Below are 16,196 nucleotides of genomic sequence, written 5' to 3'. Positions count from 1 at the left end.
CAATTTGCGGGCGGTAGTATCTTGCGAGATGTGGGTTATTTCAAATGAAACCTGATGGATAAATTCTGAATTTTTCGTGCTTCCGCCAGGTTATGGAGGCGGATTGCAGTGTCAAGCCCGTCTGCATCCCGCTATACTGCTGATAACTTGAAGGAAAAAGTGATCATATCGCGGGGGATTTATGCTTCTCGAACGTGTGGAAATTGTCGGGTTTCGCGGTATTAACCGCCTGTCGCTGCAGCTGGAGCAAAACAACGTCCTGATCGGCGAGAACGCGTGGGGTAAGTCCAGCCTGCTGGATGCGTTGACGCTACTGCTTTCGCCCGAGGACGATCTGTATCACTTCGTCCGCGACGATTTCTGGTTCCCGCCCGGCGACGTGACGGGGCGCGAGAAGCACCTGCATATCATCCTGACGTTCCGCGAATCCGAACCCGGACGTCACCGCGTGCGTCGCTTCCGCCCGCTGTCACCCTGCTGGGTGCCGTGCGATGACGGTTTCAACCGGATTTTCTATCGGCTGGAAGGCGAGATGGCGGAGAACGAAGGGGTACTCACCCTGCGTGATTTTCTCGATGAGAAAGCCAACCCGATCCCACTGGACAATATCGACGATCTGGCCCGCCACCTGATCCGCCTGACGCCGGTATTACGCCTGCGCGATGCGCGCTTTATGCGGCGTATTCGTAACGGTACCGTACCCAATATGCCGGAAGTGGAAGTCACCGCCCGCGAGCTGGATTTTCTGGCCAGAGAGCTGGTGTCGCGTCCGCAGAATCTGACCGATGGCCAAATTCGTCAGGGGTTGTCCGCAATGGTGCAACTCCTTGAGCACTATTTTTCCGAGCAGGGCACGTCGGAATCGCGCCACCGTCTGATGCGCCGCCGCTCTCATGATGAGCAGCGAAGCTGGCGTTACCTCGACATCATTAACCGGATGATCGACCGGCCCGGCGGTCGCACCCATCGGGTGATTCTGTTGGGGCTGTTTTCAACGCTTCTGCAGGCCAAAGGCACCGTTCGTCTGGACCGGGACGCCCGGCCGCTGCTGCTGGTGGAAGACCCGGAAACGCGCCTGCATCCCATCATGCTCTCCGTGGCATGGCATCTGCTGAACCTGCTGCCGCTCCAGCGCATCACGACCACCAATTCCGGGGAATTATTATCGCTGACGCCGGTAGAACACGTCTGTCGCCTGGTGCGTGAATCCTCCCGCGTCTCCGCTTTCCGGCTTGGGCCGGGCGGTTTGAACGCGGAAGACGGGCGGCGCATCGCGTTTCATATTCGCTTTAACCGGGCGTCGTCGCTCTTTGCCCGCTGCTGGCTGCTGGTGGAGGGGGAGACGGAAACCTGGGTCATCAACGAACTGGCGCGCCAGTGCGGCCACCATTTTGATGCGGAAGGCATTAAGGTGATCGAATTCGCCCAGTCGGGATTAAAGCCGCTGATAAAATTTGCCCGCCGGATGGGGATCGAGTGGCACGTGCTGGTAGACGGTGATGAGGCGGGTAAAAAATATGCCTCGACCGTGCGGAGCCTGCTGAATAACGAGCGCGAGGAAGAGCGCGACCATTTAACCATGCTGCCCGCGATGGACATGGAACACTTTATGTATCGCCAGGGGTTCGACGACGTCTTCCACCGAATTGCCATGGTGCCGGTCGATGTCCCAATGAACATGCGGCGGGTGATCGCCAAAGCCATTCACCGTTCGTCAAAACCGGATTTAGCCATTGAAGTGGCGACGGAAGCGGGAAGGCGCGGCGTGGAGGCGGTACCGACCCTGCTGCGGAAAATGTTCTCCCGCGTGCTGTGGCTGGCACGCGGGAAAGCGGATTAGCGCTGGGTCGCCTGTTTCACCTGCTGAATCAGGCTATCCAGCAGTTCGTAGCGGCGGCGATATTCGGAACGTTTTTTGCTGGCAATCTCTTCCATCGGTTTACGCGGCATGACGAGCGGCAGCATAAAGTTACCGTTGTCCTGCTTTTCACCGCCGATGGAGATCCAGAAACTGTCGTAATCGGCCAGCAGTTTCCCCTCTTTTTTCTTGCGGTAGCGCCAGCTGCGATAAATGTGGGTAGCGTTACTGACGGCGACTATTTGCTCTACCGGGAACGCGGCGCCGAGCGTCATTGCGGCCTCGACCAGCAGACGTTTCGGGAACAGACCGTGGCAGGCTTTCGTCGCACCCTGGATCAGCTCGTGGGGAACATGCGCTTTTGCGCCCTGCAAACCGCCAATGAACAGCGTTGATTTTCCCTCAAACTGGCATAGCGTAAAGGTCATCTCCGCCAGCGCCGTATTTTGACTGTCACAGAAAACGAGGGTAGCTTCTCCCTCTTTATCCATAAACGCGTCGGCACACAGGCGGACGGTAAATTGCTGTTCATCTTTTCCGGTTAAGGTCAGCAGAGTCACGCCCTGCTTTGAAAGATAACCCTTTGTCAGCGTTGCCGGCAGCTGGCGACACATCATCTGATAGTGCCAGGACAGCGATTCCAGCGCACGCTGTCGATCCATATTGACCGTCAGCCACGGACGATGAAGGCGACACGGCAGCCCCGGCTGAACCTGGAGCATTTGCATCAGGTGCGGATGTTTCGCAAGATCAGACAGCAGGCGAGCGGTGCTGAGCGGTGTCGCCAGTGAACGCAGCATGAACTTACGTCGGTAGGCGGTTTTTTCCCATGCCAGCCCGGGTGCGATCTCACCAAAAGCCAGGTTTTTGAAGAGTTGCCAGCCGGTTTTTGGCTGCGGCAGGTTTGAAAGTGATGTATCGACGATAGAAGACATGGTAGATCCTGATCCTTTTGGAATATCGCTATTTCAACAGGGGAAATGTCAACGTCTCGTAAACAAATTAGGGCGATTTCGGAGAACAGGGGTTTCGTTGAGGAGTCGTTTAGATAGAATCAACATTTATAATTGCCAGAACATTTATTTGGAATATTTATGAACCTCAAGGGAAAACGCAGAACGCTGTTTCTGCTGCTGGCGGTCGCGGTTTTAGCCGGTGGGTACTGGCTATGGCAGGTGCTGAATGCGCCGGTGCCGCAGTATCAGACGCTGATTGTTCGCCCGGGCGAACTGCAGCAAAACGTCCTCGCGACGGGCAAGCTTGACGCGCTGCGCAAGGTTGACGTCGGCGCTCAGGTCAGCGGCCAGCTGAAAACGCTGTCGGTTGAGATTGGCGACAAGGTGAAAAAAGGCCAGCTGCTCGGCGTTATCGATCCTGAGCAGGCTGAGAACCAGATCCGCGAGGTGGAAGCCACGCTGATGGAGCTGCGCGCGCAGCGTGCGCAGGCGCTGGCAGAACGTAACCTGGCTCAGGTAACGCTGACCCGTCAGCAGGCGCTGGCCAAAACCCAGGCTATTTCGAAACAGGATTTAGATACTGCCACCACAGAACTGGCGGTGAAACAGGCGCAGATTGGCACGATTGACGCGCAGATCAAACGCAATCAGGCCTCGCTGGATACGGCAAAAACCAACCTCGACTACACCAAAATCGTCGCGCCGATGGCGGGCGAAGTCACCCAGATCACCACGCTGCAGGGCCAGACGGTGATTGCCGCGCAGCAGGCGCCAAACATTCTGACGCTGGCTGACATGAGCACCATGCTGGTCAAAGCCCAGGTCTCAGAGGCGGATGTTATCCATCTTAAGCCCGGACAAAACGCCTGGTTTACGGTGCTTGGCGACCCGCAGACGCGCTACGAAGGCGTGCTGAAAGACATTCTGCCGACGCCGGAAAAAGTTAACGACGCTATCTTCTACTATGCCCGCTTTGAGGTGCCAAACCCGCAGGGCGTGCTGCGTCTGGACATGACCGCACAGGTGCATATCCAGCTGACCGGCGTGAAGAACGTGCTGACCATTCCGCTCTCTGCGCTCGGCGAGTCCGCCGGGGAGAGCCGTTATAAAGTGAAAGTGCTGCGCAACGGCGAAACGCGCGAGCGCGAGGTCGTGATCGGCGCGCGCAACGACACCGACGTGGTGGTAGTGAAAGGTCTGGAAGAGGGCGAGGAGGTTGTTGTCAGCGAAAGCCTGCCCGGAGCCGCTAAATGAGGGCGCTGCTTGAGCTGAATAACATTCGTCGCAGCTATCCGTCAGGCGACGGTCCGGTGGAGGTGCTGAAGGGCATCTCCCTGCGCGTGGAAGCGGGCGAGATGGTGGCGATTGTCGGGGCATCGGGTTCCGGTAAATCGACGCTGATGAACATTCTCGGCTGTCTGGATAAACCGACCAGCGGTACCTATCGCGTGGCCGGGACGGATGTCTCCACGCTGGGCGGCGATGCGCTGGCGAAGCTGCGCCGGGAACATTTCGGCTTTATCTTCCAGCGTTACCATTTGCTTTCTCACCTGAATGCGGCGCAGAACGTGGAAGTGCCTGCGGTGTATGCGGGCGTCGAGCGGAAAAAGCGACTTGAGCGCGCGCAGATGCTGCTGACGCGTCTGGGGCTGGCGGAGCGGGTGGAGTACCAGCCCTCGCAGCTGTCCGGCGGCCAGCAGCAGCGCGTGAGTATTGCCCGTGCGCTGATGAACGGCGGGCAGGTGATCCTCGCGGATGAACCGACCGGGGCACTTGACAGCCATTCCGGCGAAGAGGTGATGGCGATCCTTCACCAGCTTCGCGATCAGGGCCACACTGTCATCATTGTTACCCACGATCCGCAGGTGGCGGCGCAGGCGGAACGCATTATTGAGATCCACGACGGCGAGCTGGTCAGCAACCCGCCGCCGCGTGAGTCCAGGGCTGCGGCGCCGAAAGAAGCGCTGCCGGCATCAACCGGCTGGGGGCAGTTCTCCAGCGGCTTTCGCGAAGCGCTGACCATGGCCTGGCTGGCGATGGCGGCCAATAAAATGCGTACCCTGTTGACGATGCTCGGCATCATTATCGGTATCGCCTCGGTGGTGTCGATTGTGGTGGTGGGCGACGCGGCGAAGCAGCTGGTGCTGGCCGATATTCGCGCCATCGGCACCAATACCATTGACGTCTATCCCGGCAAAGACTTTGGCGACGACGAGCCGCAGTATCAGCAGGCGCTGAAATACGACGATCTGGCGGCGATTCAGAAGCAGCCGTGGGTGAACTCCGCCACGCCTGCGGTTTCGCAGAACCTGCGTCTGCGCGTGGGCAATGTTGATGTGGCCGCCAGCGCTAACGGCGTGAGCGGAGACTACTTCAACGTCTACGGCATGACCTTCAGCGAAGGCGCCACCTTCAACGCCGAGCAGCTGGCGGGCAGGGCGCAGGTGGTGGTGCTGGACGCGAACTCGCGCAGGCAGCTTTTCCCAAACAAAGCCAACGTGGTTGGCGAAGTGATTCTGGTCGGCAACATGCCTGCCACGGTCATCGGCGTGGCGGAAGAAAAGCAGTCGATGTTTGGCAGCAGTAAGATCCTGCGCGTCTGGCTGCCCTACACCACCATCTCAGGGCGGATTATGGGGCAGTCCTGGCTCAACTCCATCACCGTACGCGTGAAGGAGGGCTACGACAGCGCGCTGGCCGAACAGCAGCTTGAACGGCTGTTAACCCTGCGCCACGGGAAGAAAGATTTCTTCACCTGGAATATGGACGGCCTCTTGAAAACGGCGGAAAAGACCACACGTACTCTTCAGCTGTTCCTCACGCTGGTGGCGGTGATTTCGCTGGTCGTCGGCGGCATCGGGGTGATGAATATCATGCTGGTGTCGGTCACCGAACGTACCCGGGAGATCGGCATTCGCATGGCGGTCGGCGCCCGGGCCAGCGACGTGCTGCAGCAGTTTTTGATTGAAGCGGTGCTGGTGTGTCTGGTTGGCGGGGCGATGGGTATTGCGCTCTCGATGATGATCGCGTTTGCGCTTCAGCTCTTTTTACCCGGCTGGGAGATTGGCTTCTCGCCGGTTGCCATTATTACCGCATTTTTGTGCTCGACCTTCACCGGCATTTTGTTTGGCTGGTTGCCCGCCCGCAACGCGGCGCGGCTGGATCCGGTGGACGCGCTGGCTCGGGAATAACCCGAAAATAAAAATGCCAGCCGATCGGGCTGGCATTTTGACTGCGGGATGTACACAATAAAACAGAGAGCTATGCAACCGTCTCTGCTTCAACGGGTACGATTAGGCTGGCATGATTGCCTTTTGGTCCCTGATGTACATCGAACCGGACGGACTGCCCGGCTTTGAGCGTTCTGTAACCATCCATCTGAATGGTGGAATAGTGAGCGAAGATATCCTCGCCGCCGCCTTCGGGGCAGATGAAGCCAAACCCTTTGGCGTTGTTGAACCACTTAACAGTACCCATTTCCATGCTTCGACATCCTTCGTAAATCTTATAAGTTAAGATGGAATGAACCGGTGGTGGAGTGGGGGCTGTTCAAAACCTCGCCATCTCACGCTTGTACAATTTAGAGAAACGAAAGAAGTCGTCAAGCGTTTGGCGCTGGAGATGGGACAATAATCAACCAAAGTTTGAAGCAGTTAACGCTATTGCAACAGTTTGTGACAGACATCGCGGATGACAGTAATAGATGATTGTTATCTAACATCTGAGGTAGATTCAAAGTGGTTATGCATAATGGGTAAGACCAACGATTGGCTGGATTTCGACCAGCTGGCGGAAGACAAAGTGCGCGACGCGCTAAAACCGCCATCTATGTATAAAGTTATGTTAATGAACGATGATTACACGCCGATGGAATTTGTTATTGACGTGCTACAAAAGTTCTTTTCTTATGATGTAGAACGTGCAACGCAACTGATGCTTACCGTTCATTATCGTGGCAAAGCTATCTGCGGCATCTTCACAGCCGAAGTGGCGGAAACCAAAGTGGCGATGGTGAACGACTATGCGAGGGAGAACGAGCATCCGTTGCTGTGTACGCTGGAAAAGGCCTGATAAGGCATAAAATTGGGGGAGGTGCCTATGCTCAATCAAGAACTGGAACTCAGTTTAAACATGGCTTTCGCCAGAGCGCGTGAGCACCGACATGAGTTTATGACCGTCGAGCATTTACTGCTCGCACTGCTTAGCAACCCATCTGCCCGCGAAGCGCTGGAAGCCTGCTCCGTGGATCTGGTGGCGCTACGTCAGGAACTCGAAGCCTTCATCGAACAAACCACACCGGTGCTGCCAGCCAGTGAAGAAGAGCGCGATACGCAGCCGACGCTCAGCTTCCAGCGCGTGCTGCAGCGCGCGGTATTCCACGTCCAGTCTTCCGGGCGTAGCGAAGTGACTGGCGCAAACGTCTTAGTCGCCATCTTCAGCGAGCAGGAGTCACAGGCTGCCTACCTGCTGCGCAAACACGAAGTCAGCCGCCTCGACGTGGTTAACTTTATTTCTCACGGAACGCGCAAAGACGAGCCTAACCAGGCATCGGATTCCAGCAATCAGGTCAATAACAATGAAGAGCAAGCAGGCGGGGAGGATCGTATGGAAAACTTCACCACCAACCTTAACCAGCTTGCTCGCGTTGGCGGTATCGACCCGCTGATTGGTCGCGATAAAGAGCTGGAGCGCGCGATCCAGGTGCTGTGCCGTCGCCGCAAGAACAACCCGCTGCTGGTGGGTGAGTCAGGCGTGGGTAAAACCGCGATTGCCGAAGGGCTTGCCTGGCGCATCGTGCAGGGCGACGTGCCGGAAGTGATTGCCGACTGCACCATCTACTCGCTGGATATCGGCTCGCTGCTGGCGGGCACCAAATACCGCGGTGATTTTGAAAAACGCTTCAAGGCGCTGTTGAAACAGCTGGAGCAGGACACCAACAGCATCCTGTTTATCGATGAGATCCACACCATCATCGGCGCAGGTGCGGCCTCCGGTGGCCAGGTGGATGCCGCGAACCTGATCAAACCGCTGCTCTCCAGCGGCAAGATCCGCGTGATTGGCTCCACGACCTACCAGGAGTTCAGCAACATCTTTGAGAAAGACCGTGCGCTGGCGCGTCGCTTCCAGAAAATCGACGTGACCGAGCCGTCCGTCGAGGAAACGGTGCAGATCATCAACGGCCTGAAGCCGAAGTATGAAGCGCACCACGACGTGCGTTACACCGCGAAAGCGGTACGTGCGGCGGTGGAGCTGGCGGTGAAATACATCAACGACCGTCATCTGCCGGATAAGGCTATTGACGTGATTGATGAGGCAGGGGCGCGTGCGCGCCTGATGCCGGCCAGCAAGCGTAAGAAAACCGTTAACGTGGCGGATATTGAATCCGTGGTGGCCCGCATCGCGCGTATCCCTGAGAAGAGCGTTTCTCAGAGCGACCGCGACACGCTGCGCACCCTCGGCAATCGCCTGAAAATGCTGGTCTTTGGTCAGGATAAAGCCATTGAGGCCTTAACCGAAGCAATCAAGATGGCCCGCGCCGGGCTGGGGCATGACCACAAGCCTGTCGGTTCCTTCCTGTTCGCTGGCCCGACCGGCGTAGGGAAAACCGAGGTGACGGTTCAGCTCTCCAAAGCGCTGGGCATTGAGCTGCTGCGCTTTGATATGTCCGAGTATATGGAGCGTCACACCGTCAGCCGTTTGATTGGTGCGCCTCCGGGCTACGTGGGCTTTGACCAGGGCGGCCTGCTCACCGACGCGGTGATCAAGCATCCGCACGCGGTCCTGCTGCTCGATGAAATCGAGAAAGCGCACCCGGACGTGTTCAACATCCTGCTGCAGGTGATGGACAACGGGACGCTGACCGACAACAACGGGCGCAAGGCGGACTTCCGCAACGTGGTGCTGGTGATGACCACCAACGCCGGGGTGCGTGAAACCGAGCGTAAATCCATTGGCCTGATCCACCAGGATAACAGCACCGATGCGATGGAGGAGATCAAGAAGATCTTCACGCCGGAGTTCCGTAACCGTCTGGACAACATTATCTGGTTCGATCACCTGTCTACCGAGGTGATCCATCAGGTTGTGGACAAGTTCATCGTCGAGCTGCAGGTTCAGCTGGATCAGAAAGGCGTGTCGCTGGAAGTGAGCCAGGAGGCCCGCAACTGGCTGGCCGAGAAAGGCTACGACCGTGCGATGGGTGCCCGTGCGATGGGTGCCCGTCCGATGGCGCGCGTGATTCAGGACAACCTGAAGAAACCGCTGGCGAACGAGCTGCTGTTTGGCTCGCTGGTGGACGGCGGTCAGGTGACCGTGGCGCTGGACCAGGCGAAGAACGAACTGACGTACGATTTCCAGAGTGCGGCGAAGCACAAGCCGGAAGCGGCTCACTGAGTTAAACGTTAATGTAAAAAACCGGGCATTTGCCCGGTTTTTTTATGCCTGCCAAGGTAAAAGCAAAACGACAACAGTGTTGTCGTTTTTAGTGTTTTCTCCCTCTCCCTGTGGGAGAGGGTTGGGGTGAGGGCATCAGGCCGCAGAGGAATTTTGCGAGGCGCTTTCCAGTTTCTTTCGAAGTCAGTTGCTGGATAAATCCACAGTAATAAAATGGCGGCGCACCTGCAAAATCAGGTGTCAGGATTGGCGTCCTGATTACACACATATGGAAAGATGTTGCTCACAGCAATGTCACTGGTTTCGTTCACTCTTTTGTTAGCTGCGGTATAATCCGTACCTTCAAATATGGTGGGCTGAACCGGGGCTTCTTTTGAAGCGCCGATTTTCCATATGGTCGGTACGCCAAACCGGTTCAGTCTGCCACCCGAAGTTGGCGTTTCTGGTGGTAGTTTTCAGCATCTAATATGGAAATTATGATTATGAAAAACCAGTCTATCTCCCAGCTTTATAGCGAACTCTCCCTCAACCCCGATCTCCCAACCCTTGCAGAGCGCTGCAAACTGCTCACTGAAATCCTCCTCGACTGCACATCACTCCCACAAACGCAGCCCGTCTGCCGCTGCCTGGGTGCGTATCTGGAAGAAATGAAAGCTGGCCTCACAGAATCAATGCGTGATTTTCAGGTGGTGGAATTTGAGGACGAAGCAGAACAACCGCGACAAAAAGAGTGGTTGCTGGAAGATACCGAAGCACAGTGTGATTACTGCCGGGCGTTAAACCACATACTGCTGGTATCGCATTTTGACCGCGATATGTTGCCGCACCTGACGGGACTGCTGCATGACATAACGCATTCGATGGCCGCAGATGTCGTTGCACCTCAAAGTGCAAAAACGGTAATTCACATTATTTCCTGACGTCGATCCGAGGCGTCGGGGGAGTTCCTCTGACGCCAAATGGATTAATCTTCGGAAAAGTGGGTGTTACAGGAAGAGGTTAATAACTTTTGATGACAATAAAAAATAGTGCAGTTCGCTTTCAGTTCGCTGCCGTACAGCTCGCGTTATGTAGCCCTTAACGGCCTGAATTTTCCTTTATCTGTTGGTTATAAATACAGCCAAGACCCACTAAATGCTGGCTCACTACCCGCGCCCCAAAGTTATGACACTGTAATGACCATGGATGGGATTTCAGCCAGACAGCAAATGCAGTGCAGGATGCAAGTGAAATCAACGCGGGCTCCGCTGTACTTTGCTGTCCGGTCAGCAGGCCAATCATCTTGCATATCTCGCCATTATCCCAACGCTGCCACACATTTTTCCACCATCCCATTTTCCAGCTACCAGTAAGGCAAAATGCTTTGTCAGAGAGGTTGGCGTTTTCAATATTTTCAGACACAAACCAAAGATCGGTTTTCCCAAGTCGGACTTCTGTTGACCAGGCAGTTATAGCCCCGCCGCGCAAAACGCACTCATGGGCGAGATAATGATCGGTTACACCCGGGAAGCGTCGTTTTAATCTCTGGAAATGACTGTGTATGGTAATGACAGGACGGACCATGCTTCCCCGATCGTTTCGCTTAAGCTCGGCACTACCGTACTGAATTTCATCAAATTGACTCCGTTTAAGAAATTGCATCTCTTGCTCCCGAATAAGATCGGTATCGCTCGACGGGAGTATCGAAGAAGGGAAAGACTTAGAACCCTGATATAGCAATGTATCACCTGCCTTCCAGTCGCAATAGTTGGTTGTTATTTGAATAATTTTGCCGGAGTCAGCATCGGCACTGATTACAACATACAGTTTCTGCCTCGCAGAATGACCCTGAAACGGTATAACCATTGTGGTCGTTGACACCCTTGTTAGCGCAGGGAGTGAAACATGCAGATCGTGCTCGAACCCGTTAACCGCGTGTGCAAGGACCCTTTGGTTTGTCGTTTCACCAGAGTGCACCCCTTGTTCGAGCTGGGAAAGAAGGGTGATATTTTTATTCAGGCCTACAGCATTGTCATAGTGTGGAGTAAATACATAACGGCAGGTGCAACATTGAAAGCGGGGTGTTCTGGCTTTTGTGTATCCATAGCGAATGACGTGCGCTGTAAAACAGCGGGGACAACCTTGTCCTGTATTTCCTAATTTTCGTTGCATGAATTGACTGAACCACTCGTCACATTCTTTTGTATTAAACAGTGGAGGAAGACTGCCACATTTTTGACATTCAAGTGCAGCGTAGCCCAGACGATAAACAGGAAAAACATAATCACTCGCATCTGGTATTCCGAGATTTGGACATGACCAGCTTTTACAAACATTGAGATCTATTTTTGGAGCGAATTCCATGGGCTTCACCAACTGATTCTGTTAGTCGTAAATTTTCGCGTCTCCCTTTTCCATATGTCGTGAGAAGGCTCACAAAATCTGTTTTTTGCTAATCGATAATGAAATTCTTTCTTTAATTCGAGAGTTAAAAAATGAAAAAAACAGTAATCGCGGTTTTATTACTATCGGGATATGCTTCGCTAAGTCCAGCGCAGGAAGTTACCGTCATTTATACCAATGACCTGCATGCACATGTTGAGCCCTATAAACTCCCTTATGTTGCAGAGGGTAAAAGAGCTGTTGGTGGCTTCGCAAATATTGCGACTTACGTCAAGCAAGAAAAGCAAAAGAATAAGGCTACTTTTTATTTCGATGCTGGAGATTACTTTACCGGTCCATACATTAGCAGCCTGACAAAAGGGCGGGCAATCATAGATATTATGAATACAATGTCATTTGATGCTGCGTCTGTCGGCAATCATGAGTTCGACCATGGTTGGGATAATACGCTGATACAGCTCAGCCAGGCTAAATTCCCGATACTGTTAGGTAACGTGTTTTATAAAAATAGTAATGTCCTTTTCTGGAATAAGCCGTATACAATCCTTGAAAAGGATGGCGTTAAAATTGGGGTCATTGGGTTGCATGGCGTGTTTGCTTTCGATGACACCGTTTCATCGTCAATGCGTCAGGGCATTGAAGCGCGTGACGAGGTGAAATATCTCCAGCGTTATCTGGATGAACTACGTGGAAAAGTAGATATAACCGTTGCACTCATGCATGAAGGTTTCCCTGCACGCCAGTCCAGTATCGGCAATACTGATGTCAAACGCGCCCTTGATAAGGATATCCAGACGGCGAAGCAGGTGAAAGGACTGGATATTCTGATTACCGGACATGCGCATGTTGGAACGCCGGAGCCGCTTAAAGTAGGTAACACGCTGGTGCTTTCGACTGACAGTGGTGGGATTGATATTGGTAAACTGGTCCTGGATGTGGATCTAAAAAAACATCACAACAAAATAAAAAGCTTCGAACTTAAGACCCTTTATGCTGATGAATGGAAACCCGATCCGGCAACTCAGAGTGTTATTGATAGCTGGAATAAAAAGCTCTCCGAAACGGTTCGCCAAAAAGTTGGAGAGACGCCTGTTACGCTTACGCGCGCCTACGGGGAATCATCTTCGCTGGGCAATTTATTTACCGATGCAATGCTTGCCGCTGCGCCTGATGCGCAACTGGCGCTCACTAATTCAGGTGGTCTGCGGGCTGATTTGAATGCCGGTCCGATAACCCTCGGCGATGTTATTAGCGCGTTCCCGTTTCCAAATGAGCTTACCGTAATGGATTTGAATGGGAAATCCTTACGAAATCTTATGGAGCATAGTGCGTCACTCACTAACGGTGTTTTGCAGATGTCGAAAGGACTGGAGATGCGCTACGACCAACATAAACCTGTCGGGCAACGCGTTGTGCTACTTACGCTTAATGGCAAGCCAATTGTAGACTCTGATACTTATCGCGTAGCGACAAATAGTTTCCTTGCCCCTGGTGGTGATGGCTTTACTGCATTCATTGATGGACAGAACAAACAGGTAAAAGGTGGATATAACCTTTCCAATGCGGTTATTGATTATCTGGTGAAAGGAAATAAGATCATTCCCCAACAGGTGAATGAGATGCGAGTAAAAGAAGTTACACAGTAATAATTAACAACAGGTGAATAATATGGCAATTACCTATCTTGGAATGGAACTCGCCCCTGCTAACAACCAGCTTGCGGTCTATCTGAAGTTTATAATTGATGAGGCGATAACATATTCCTATACGGTACTGGGAAGATCGACTAGCACGACAAGTTTAGACTTTACGTATTCTTCAAATGACATTGTCTCTTTACCTGAGATAAAAATCCCGGTTATTGGACTGTATGCAAACTACCTTAACCAGGTGCAGGTTGTCTTTAAAAACCTTAGCGGAGTGGAAATTTTTAATCAAACCATCCAGGTAAGCACACAGCAACAACTCTACCGCGATGGGACAATTTTCCATATCGATATTGAGCAAACGGATCCCGCTAACTTCACGACCGTATGGGGAAACAGTTGGTTAATGACTACCAATTGTGATGGCTACGACCGGAACGGCGATCTTCGCTGCTATTATGCTCAGCCCTACCGTAATCAGATGCTAAAAACGCATAATGGTTATTTCTATATCGGCAGTGATGAAGATGAACACTGGTATGGGCGACGCTTTTTCAAAATCGATATTTTGGGCAACGAGATTCTGGAGTTTGATTTACGTGACCGCGATGGTAACCGCTATGCTAACACCCACGATCTGATTTGGGATTCCGCCGATAATCTTTTCATGATTGGTAATGATAACCCGGACCGTTCGACCAATACGATGAGACAGGACGCATCAATTTTAAAATTTGATGAAAAGACAGGCGTGATGCTGTGGGCAAAAAATTATACCCGTGCATTTGATAATACTCAGATCCTGAATAATAGCCCCACAAACGATGCTCACCTTAACTCGCTTTCCTGGATCCCCGCAGGCGAGGCAAATGCTGAAGCGATTGTTGTCCATACTCGCTCTGCAGGCCTGACGTTTGGTATTTCTCCTGCCGACGGCAAGATATTATGGAGTATTAATACCGGGGGATTTAACAGTAATTTCGCAGCAGGACAGGGCGTTACGCAGATAGATACTTCCGGTATTGAGAGTTTTGAAAATGGCGCTCATACCGTATTCGTCACTAAAAATAGCGCTTTTGCTGGGTTAAGCAATGAGACTGAAGGAAAATTTGTTCTTTCGCTCTTTGATAATCGCTCCTGCGTTGATAATGAAGGCAATGCGGTTACTCGAGATATTACACGTGATTCAACGACTGATTCTTACAAAACCGATCCTGCGAGAGTCATGTTCTATGCTGTTGATCTCGTCGCCAATACAGCAACCCAGGCAGGTAGCATTATCCAGTTACCCTCCGATCGTGTTCCTCAGGTCACTGATTTTATGGGGGCAGCAATAGATTATGGTGACTACTATGGCATCTACACCAACCACGCACGCTCTTTCTTTATCAGCGATGCAACTGGCCATATTATTGCCACAATCTACGATCTGATTTGCTCGATGGATGGCTATCCAGAGTTCTCTGGTGAATGCTACCGGGCAAGGTTGTTTGCAAAAGACGAGCTTGATGCTTTGATAAATATAGGTTATCAGGTGGCAAACGGCTGATAGCATAGCCAGACACAGCCATTAAAAGGGCATTGCTGTCGAACAGACAGCCCTGACGCTGAATCGAACGGACAAATAATTGTTCAAATAATAGCCTGCAGCACAAAAAAGTAAGGCCGGGAAAATCCCGGCCTTAATTAATATTCATCTGCCATTACAGGCGAAAACAATTAGCGACTACGGAAGACAATGCGGCCTTTGCTCAGGTCGTACGGGGTCAGTTCAACAGTCACTTTGTCGCCCGTCAAAATGCGGATGTAGTTTTTGCGCATTTTACCGGAGATGTGCGCAGTTACCACGTGACCGTTTTCCAGCTCTACGCGAAACATGGTATTAGGCAACGTATCAAGTACGGTACCCTGCATTTCAATATTGTCTTCTTTGGCCATCTAATCCTCTGGGGTATCACTACCAAGTTTTGAACCGGCAAGATAATGCCGAAATTCATCAATTAAGTAAAGAATTGCGCGATTAAAACGCAGCAAAACAGTTTCGGCGCATTGCCCAAGCGTCACGGTACAACCGAACAGGAAGCGCATTCGTAAAGGGGAGACAACAGGATAAACGTCAGGACGTTATCTGAAGCGAGGGTCCCAAACGGCGGCGGGGCAACAGGCAGAAGCTACTCTGCGGCATAATTATAACACCCTCACAAAAAATATGCGGAAAACATTTAGGCATTGGGCATAAAGAGCGTTCTCGGTATCCAGAAGTCGCGCGGGAGCTTCTCCTGACGGCAGGTATCGAGATGTTCGATGTACTGGCGTCGCGGGATTTCAACAGCACCCAGCGAGGCCGTGTGCTCGTTGAGCACCTGACAATCGATCAGGCGTCCACCGCGCTGGGCAAACGCCTCGCAGAAGACCAGCAGTGCGGTTTTCGAGGCGTTAACGGCACGAGAGAACATCGACTCGCCGCAAAATAGCGTGCCTTGCGCCACGCCGTACATGCCGCCGACGAGCGCTCCGCCTTCCCACACCTCGATGGAGTGGGCATAGCCAAGCTCATGGAGCTGGTGGTAGGCGGTAATGATATCGCGGGTTATCCATGTCCCTTCATAGCGGTCTTCAGCGCAGCCTTCAATGACCTGACCAAAGGCGTGGTTGAGGGTGACGCGGTAGGGTGATTTCGCATGGAAACGCTTCATGCTGCGGCTCGCGTGAAACTGCGCTGGCCACAGCACGGCACGCGGATCGGGGGACCACCATAAAATCGGATCGCCGGGGGAAAACCAGGGGAAGATACCGCGCTGGTACGCCATTAATAGTCGAGCGGGACTGAGGTCACCGCCGAGGGCCAGCAGCCCGTTGGGCTCACGCAGCGCCCCTTCCGGAGAAGGGAACGCGATGTTATGACGAGAAAGCTGGACCAGGCGCATGACAGCAAAACTCCAGTACGCGAGTGAGGACGCT

The 16,196-nt window shown here is 53.1% G+C and carries 13 protein-coding genes; 8 read left to right on the top strand and 5 right to left on the bottom strand.

Annotated elements, in window-relative coordinates; genetic code table 11:
* Nucleotides 1-181: 181 nt before the first annotated feature.
* Nucleotides 182-1,840, top strand: coding sequence for an ATP-dependent endonuclease (locus tag FOY96_RS14460; protein ID WP_143347301.1), 1,659 nt, complete (start codon nt 182-184; stop codon nt 1,838-1,840).
* Here the strand turns inward: FOY96_RS14460 and FOY96_RS14455 are convergent.
* Nucleotides 1,837-2,793, bottom strand: coding sequence for a VirK/YbjX family protein (locus FOY96_RS14455; protein WP_143347300.1), 957 nt, complete (start codon nt 2,791-2,793; stop codon nt 1,837-1,839). The two genes, FOY96_RS14460 and FOY96_RS14455, sit on opposite strands and share 4 nt — an antisense overlap.
* Nucleotides 2,794-2,952: 159 nt before the next feature.
* On the opposite strand from FOY96_RS14455, the gene macA reads away from it, so the two are divergent.
* Nucleotides 2,953-4,068: a macrolide transporter subunit MacA gene (gene macA / locus FOY96_RS14450; RefSeq protein ID WP_045887634.1), complete on the top strand. Its 1,116-nt coding sequence runs from the start codon at nt 2,953-2,955 to the stop codon at nt 4,066-4,068.
* Nucleotides 4,065-6,005, top strand: a complete 1,941-nt coding sequence (gene macB / locus FOY96_RS14445) for a macrolide ABC transporter ATP-binding protein/permease MacB (RefSeq protein ID WP_143347299.1) — start codon at nt 4,065-4,067, stop codon at nt 6,003-6,005. Before macA ends, macB begins: the two co-directional genes overlap by 4 nt.
* 70 nt (nt 6,006-6,075) lie before the next feature.
* On the opposite strand, the gene cspD is transcribed toward macB, so the two are convergent.
* Nucleotides 6,076-6,297, bottom strand: a complete 222-nt coding sequence (gene cspD, locus FOY96_RS14440) for a cold shock-like protein CspD (RefSeq protein ID WP_006809408.1) — start codon at nt 6,295-6,297, stop codon at nt 6,076-6,078.
* 267 nt (nt 6,298-6,564) lie between these two features.
* Here cspD and clpS point away from each other — a divergent pair, with 267 nt between their 5' ends.
* The 3 genes from clpS (at nt 6,565) to FOY96_RS14425 (ending at nt 10,127) form a co-directional block, all read left to right on the top strand.
* The gene (clpS, locus tag FOY96_RS14435) at nt 6,565-6,885 is read left to right on the top strand and encodes an ATP-dependent Clp protease adapter ClpS (RefSeq protein ID WP_006174393.1); all 321 of its coding nucleotides are present in this window, start codon (nt 6,565-6,567) and stop codon (nt 6,883-6,885) included.
* A gap of 27 nt (nt 6,886-6,912) precedes the next feature.
* Nucleotides 6,913-9,207 carry an ATP-dependent Clp protease ATP-binding subunit ClpA gene (gene clpA, locus FOY96_RS14430; RefSeq protein ID WP_143347298.1) on the top strand — a complete coding sequence of 765 codons (2,295 nt, stop codon included), beginning with the start codon at nt 6,913-6,915 and terminating at the stop codon, nt 9,205-9,207.
* Between the two features lie 467 nt (nt 9,208-9,674).
* Nucleotides 9,675-10,127 (top strand): hypothetical protein, encoded by a 453-nt coding sequence (locus FOY96_RS14425; RefSeq protein ID WP_143347297.1) that lies wholly within the window; start codon nt 9,675-9,677, stop codon nt 10,125-10,127.
* Nucleotides 10,128-10,284: 157 nt separating this feature from the next.
* Here the strand turns inward: FOY96_RS14425 and FOY96_RS14420 are convergent, their stop codons facing one another.
* The gene (locus tag FOY96_RS14420; protein WP_143347296.1) at nt 10,285-11,550 is read right to left on the bottom strand and encodes an IS1 family transposase; all 1,266 of its coding nucleotides are present in this window, start codon (nt 11,548-11,550) and stop codon (nt 10,285-10,287) included.
* A 131-nt stretch (nt 11,551-11,681) separates the two neighbouring features.
* On the opposite strand from FOY96_RS14420, the gene FOY96_RS14415 reads away from it, so the two are divergent.
* Nucleotides 11,682-13,235, top strand: coding sequence for a bifunctional metallophosphatase/5'-nucleotidase (locus FOY96_RS14415; RefSeq protein WP_143347295.1), 1,554 nt, complete (start codon nt 11,682-11,684; stop codon nt 13,233-13,235).
* Between the two features lie 22 nt (nt 13,236-13,257).
* Complete coding sequence (locus FOY96_RS14410; RefSeq protein WP_143347294.1) at nt 13,258-14,784, top strand: aryl-sulfate sulfotransferase; 1,527 nt, start codon at nt 13,258-13,260, stop codon at nt 14,782-14,784.
* Between the two features lie 170 nt (nt 14,785-14,954).
* Here FOY96_RS14410 and infA read toward each other — a convergent pair whose 3' ends face one another.
* Both infA and aat read right to left on the bottom strand, forming a co-directional pair.
* The gene (infA, locus tag FOY96_RS14405) at nt 14,955-15,173 is read right to left on the bottom strand and encodes a translation initiation factor IF-1 (RefSeq protein WP_002211347.1); all 219 of its coding nucleotides are present in this window, start codon (nt 15,171-15,173) and stop codon (nt 14,955-14,957) included.
* A gap of 284 nt (nt 15,174-15,457) precedes the next feature.
* The gene (aat, locus tag FOY96_RS14400) at nt 15,458-16,162 is read right to left on the bottom strand and encodes a leucyl/phenylalanyl-tRNA--protein transferase (protein WP_033145080.1); all 705 of its coding nucleotides are present in this window, start codon (nt 16,160-16,162) and stop codon (nt 15,458-15,460) included.
* Between the last annotated feature and the right edge of the window lie 34 nt (nt 16,163-16,196).

Source organism: Enterobacter asburiae (assembly GCF_007035645.1).
GTDB lineage: Bacteria > Pseudomonadota > Gammaproteobacteria > Enterobacterales > Enterobacteriaceae > Enterobacter > Enterobacter asburiae_B.
Note: the sequence above shows the minus strand (reverse complement) of the source record. Positions and strands in the feature narration are given on the sequence as shown.

Coding starts and splice junctions, on each gene's coding strand:
- clpA (WP_143347298.1), top strand. CDS start 6,913: ATGCTCAATCAAGAACTGGAACTCAGTTTAAACATGGCTTTCGCCAGA.
- infA (WP_002211347.1), bottom strand. CDS start 15,173: ATGGCCAAAGAAGACAATATTGAAATGCAGGGTACCGTACTTGATACG.
- FOY96_RS14410 (WP_143347294.1), top strand. CDS start 13,258: ATGGCAATTACCTATCTTGGAATGGAACTCGCCCCTGCTAACAACCAG.
- FOY96_RS14455 (WP_143347300.1), bottom strand. CDS start 2,793: ATGTCTTCTATCGTCGATACATCACTTTCAAACCTGCCGCAGCCAAAA.
- FOY96_RS14425 (WP_143347297.1), top strand. CDS start 9,675: ATGGAAATTATGATTATGAAAAACCAGTCTATCTCCCAGCTTTATAGC.
- FOY96_RS14415 (WP_143347295.1), top strand. CDS start 11,682: ATGAAAAAAACAGTAATCGCGGTTTTATTACTATCGGGATATGCTTCG.
- FOY96_RS14420 (WP_143347296.1), bottom strand. CDS start 11,550: ATGGAATTCGCTCCAAAAATAGATCTCAATGTTTGTAAAAGCTGGTCA.
- FOY96_RS14460 (WP_143347301.1), top strand. CDS start 182: ATGCTTCTCGAACGTGTGGAAATTGTCGGGTTTCGCGGTATTAACCGC.
- macA (WP_045887634.1), top strand. CDS start 2,953: ATGAACCTCAAGGGAAAACGCAGAACGCTGTTTCTGCTGCTGGCGGTC.
- cspD (WP_006809408.1), bottom strand. CDS start 6,297: ATGGAAATGGGTACTGTTAAGTGGTTCAACAACGCCAAAGGGTTTGGC.
- macB (WP_143347299.1), top strand. CDS start 4,065: ATGAGGGCGCTGCTTGAGCTGAATAACATTCGTCGCAGCTATCCGTCA.
- aat (WP_033145080.1), bottom strand. CDS start 16,162: ATGCGCCTGGTCCAGCTTTCTCGTCATAACATCGCGTTCCCTTCTCCG.
- clpS (WP_006174393.1), top strand. CDS start 6,565: ATGGGTAAGACCAACGATTGGCTGGATTTCGACCAGCTGGCGGAAGAC.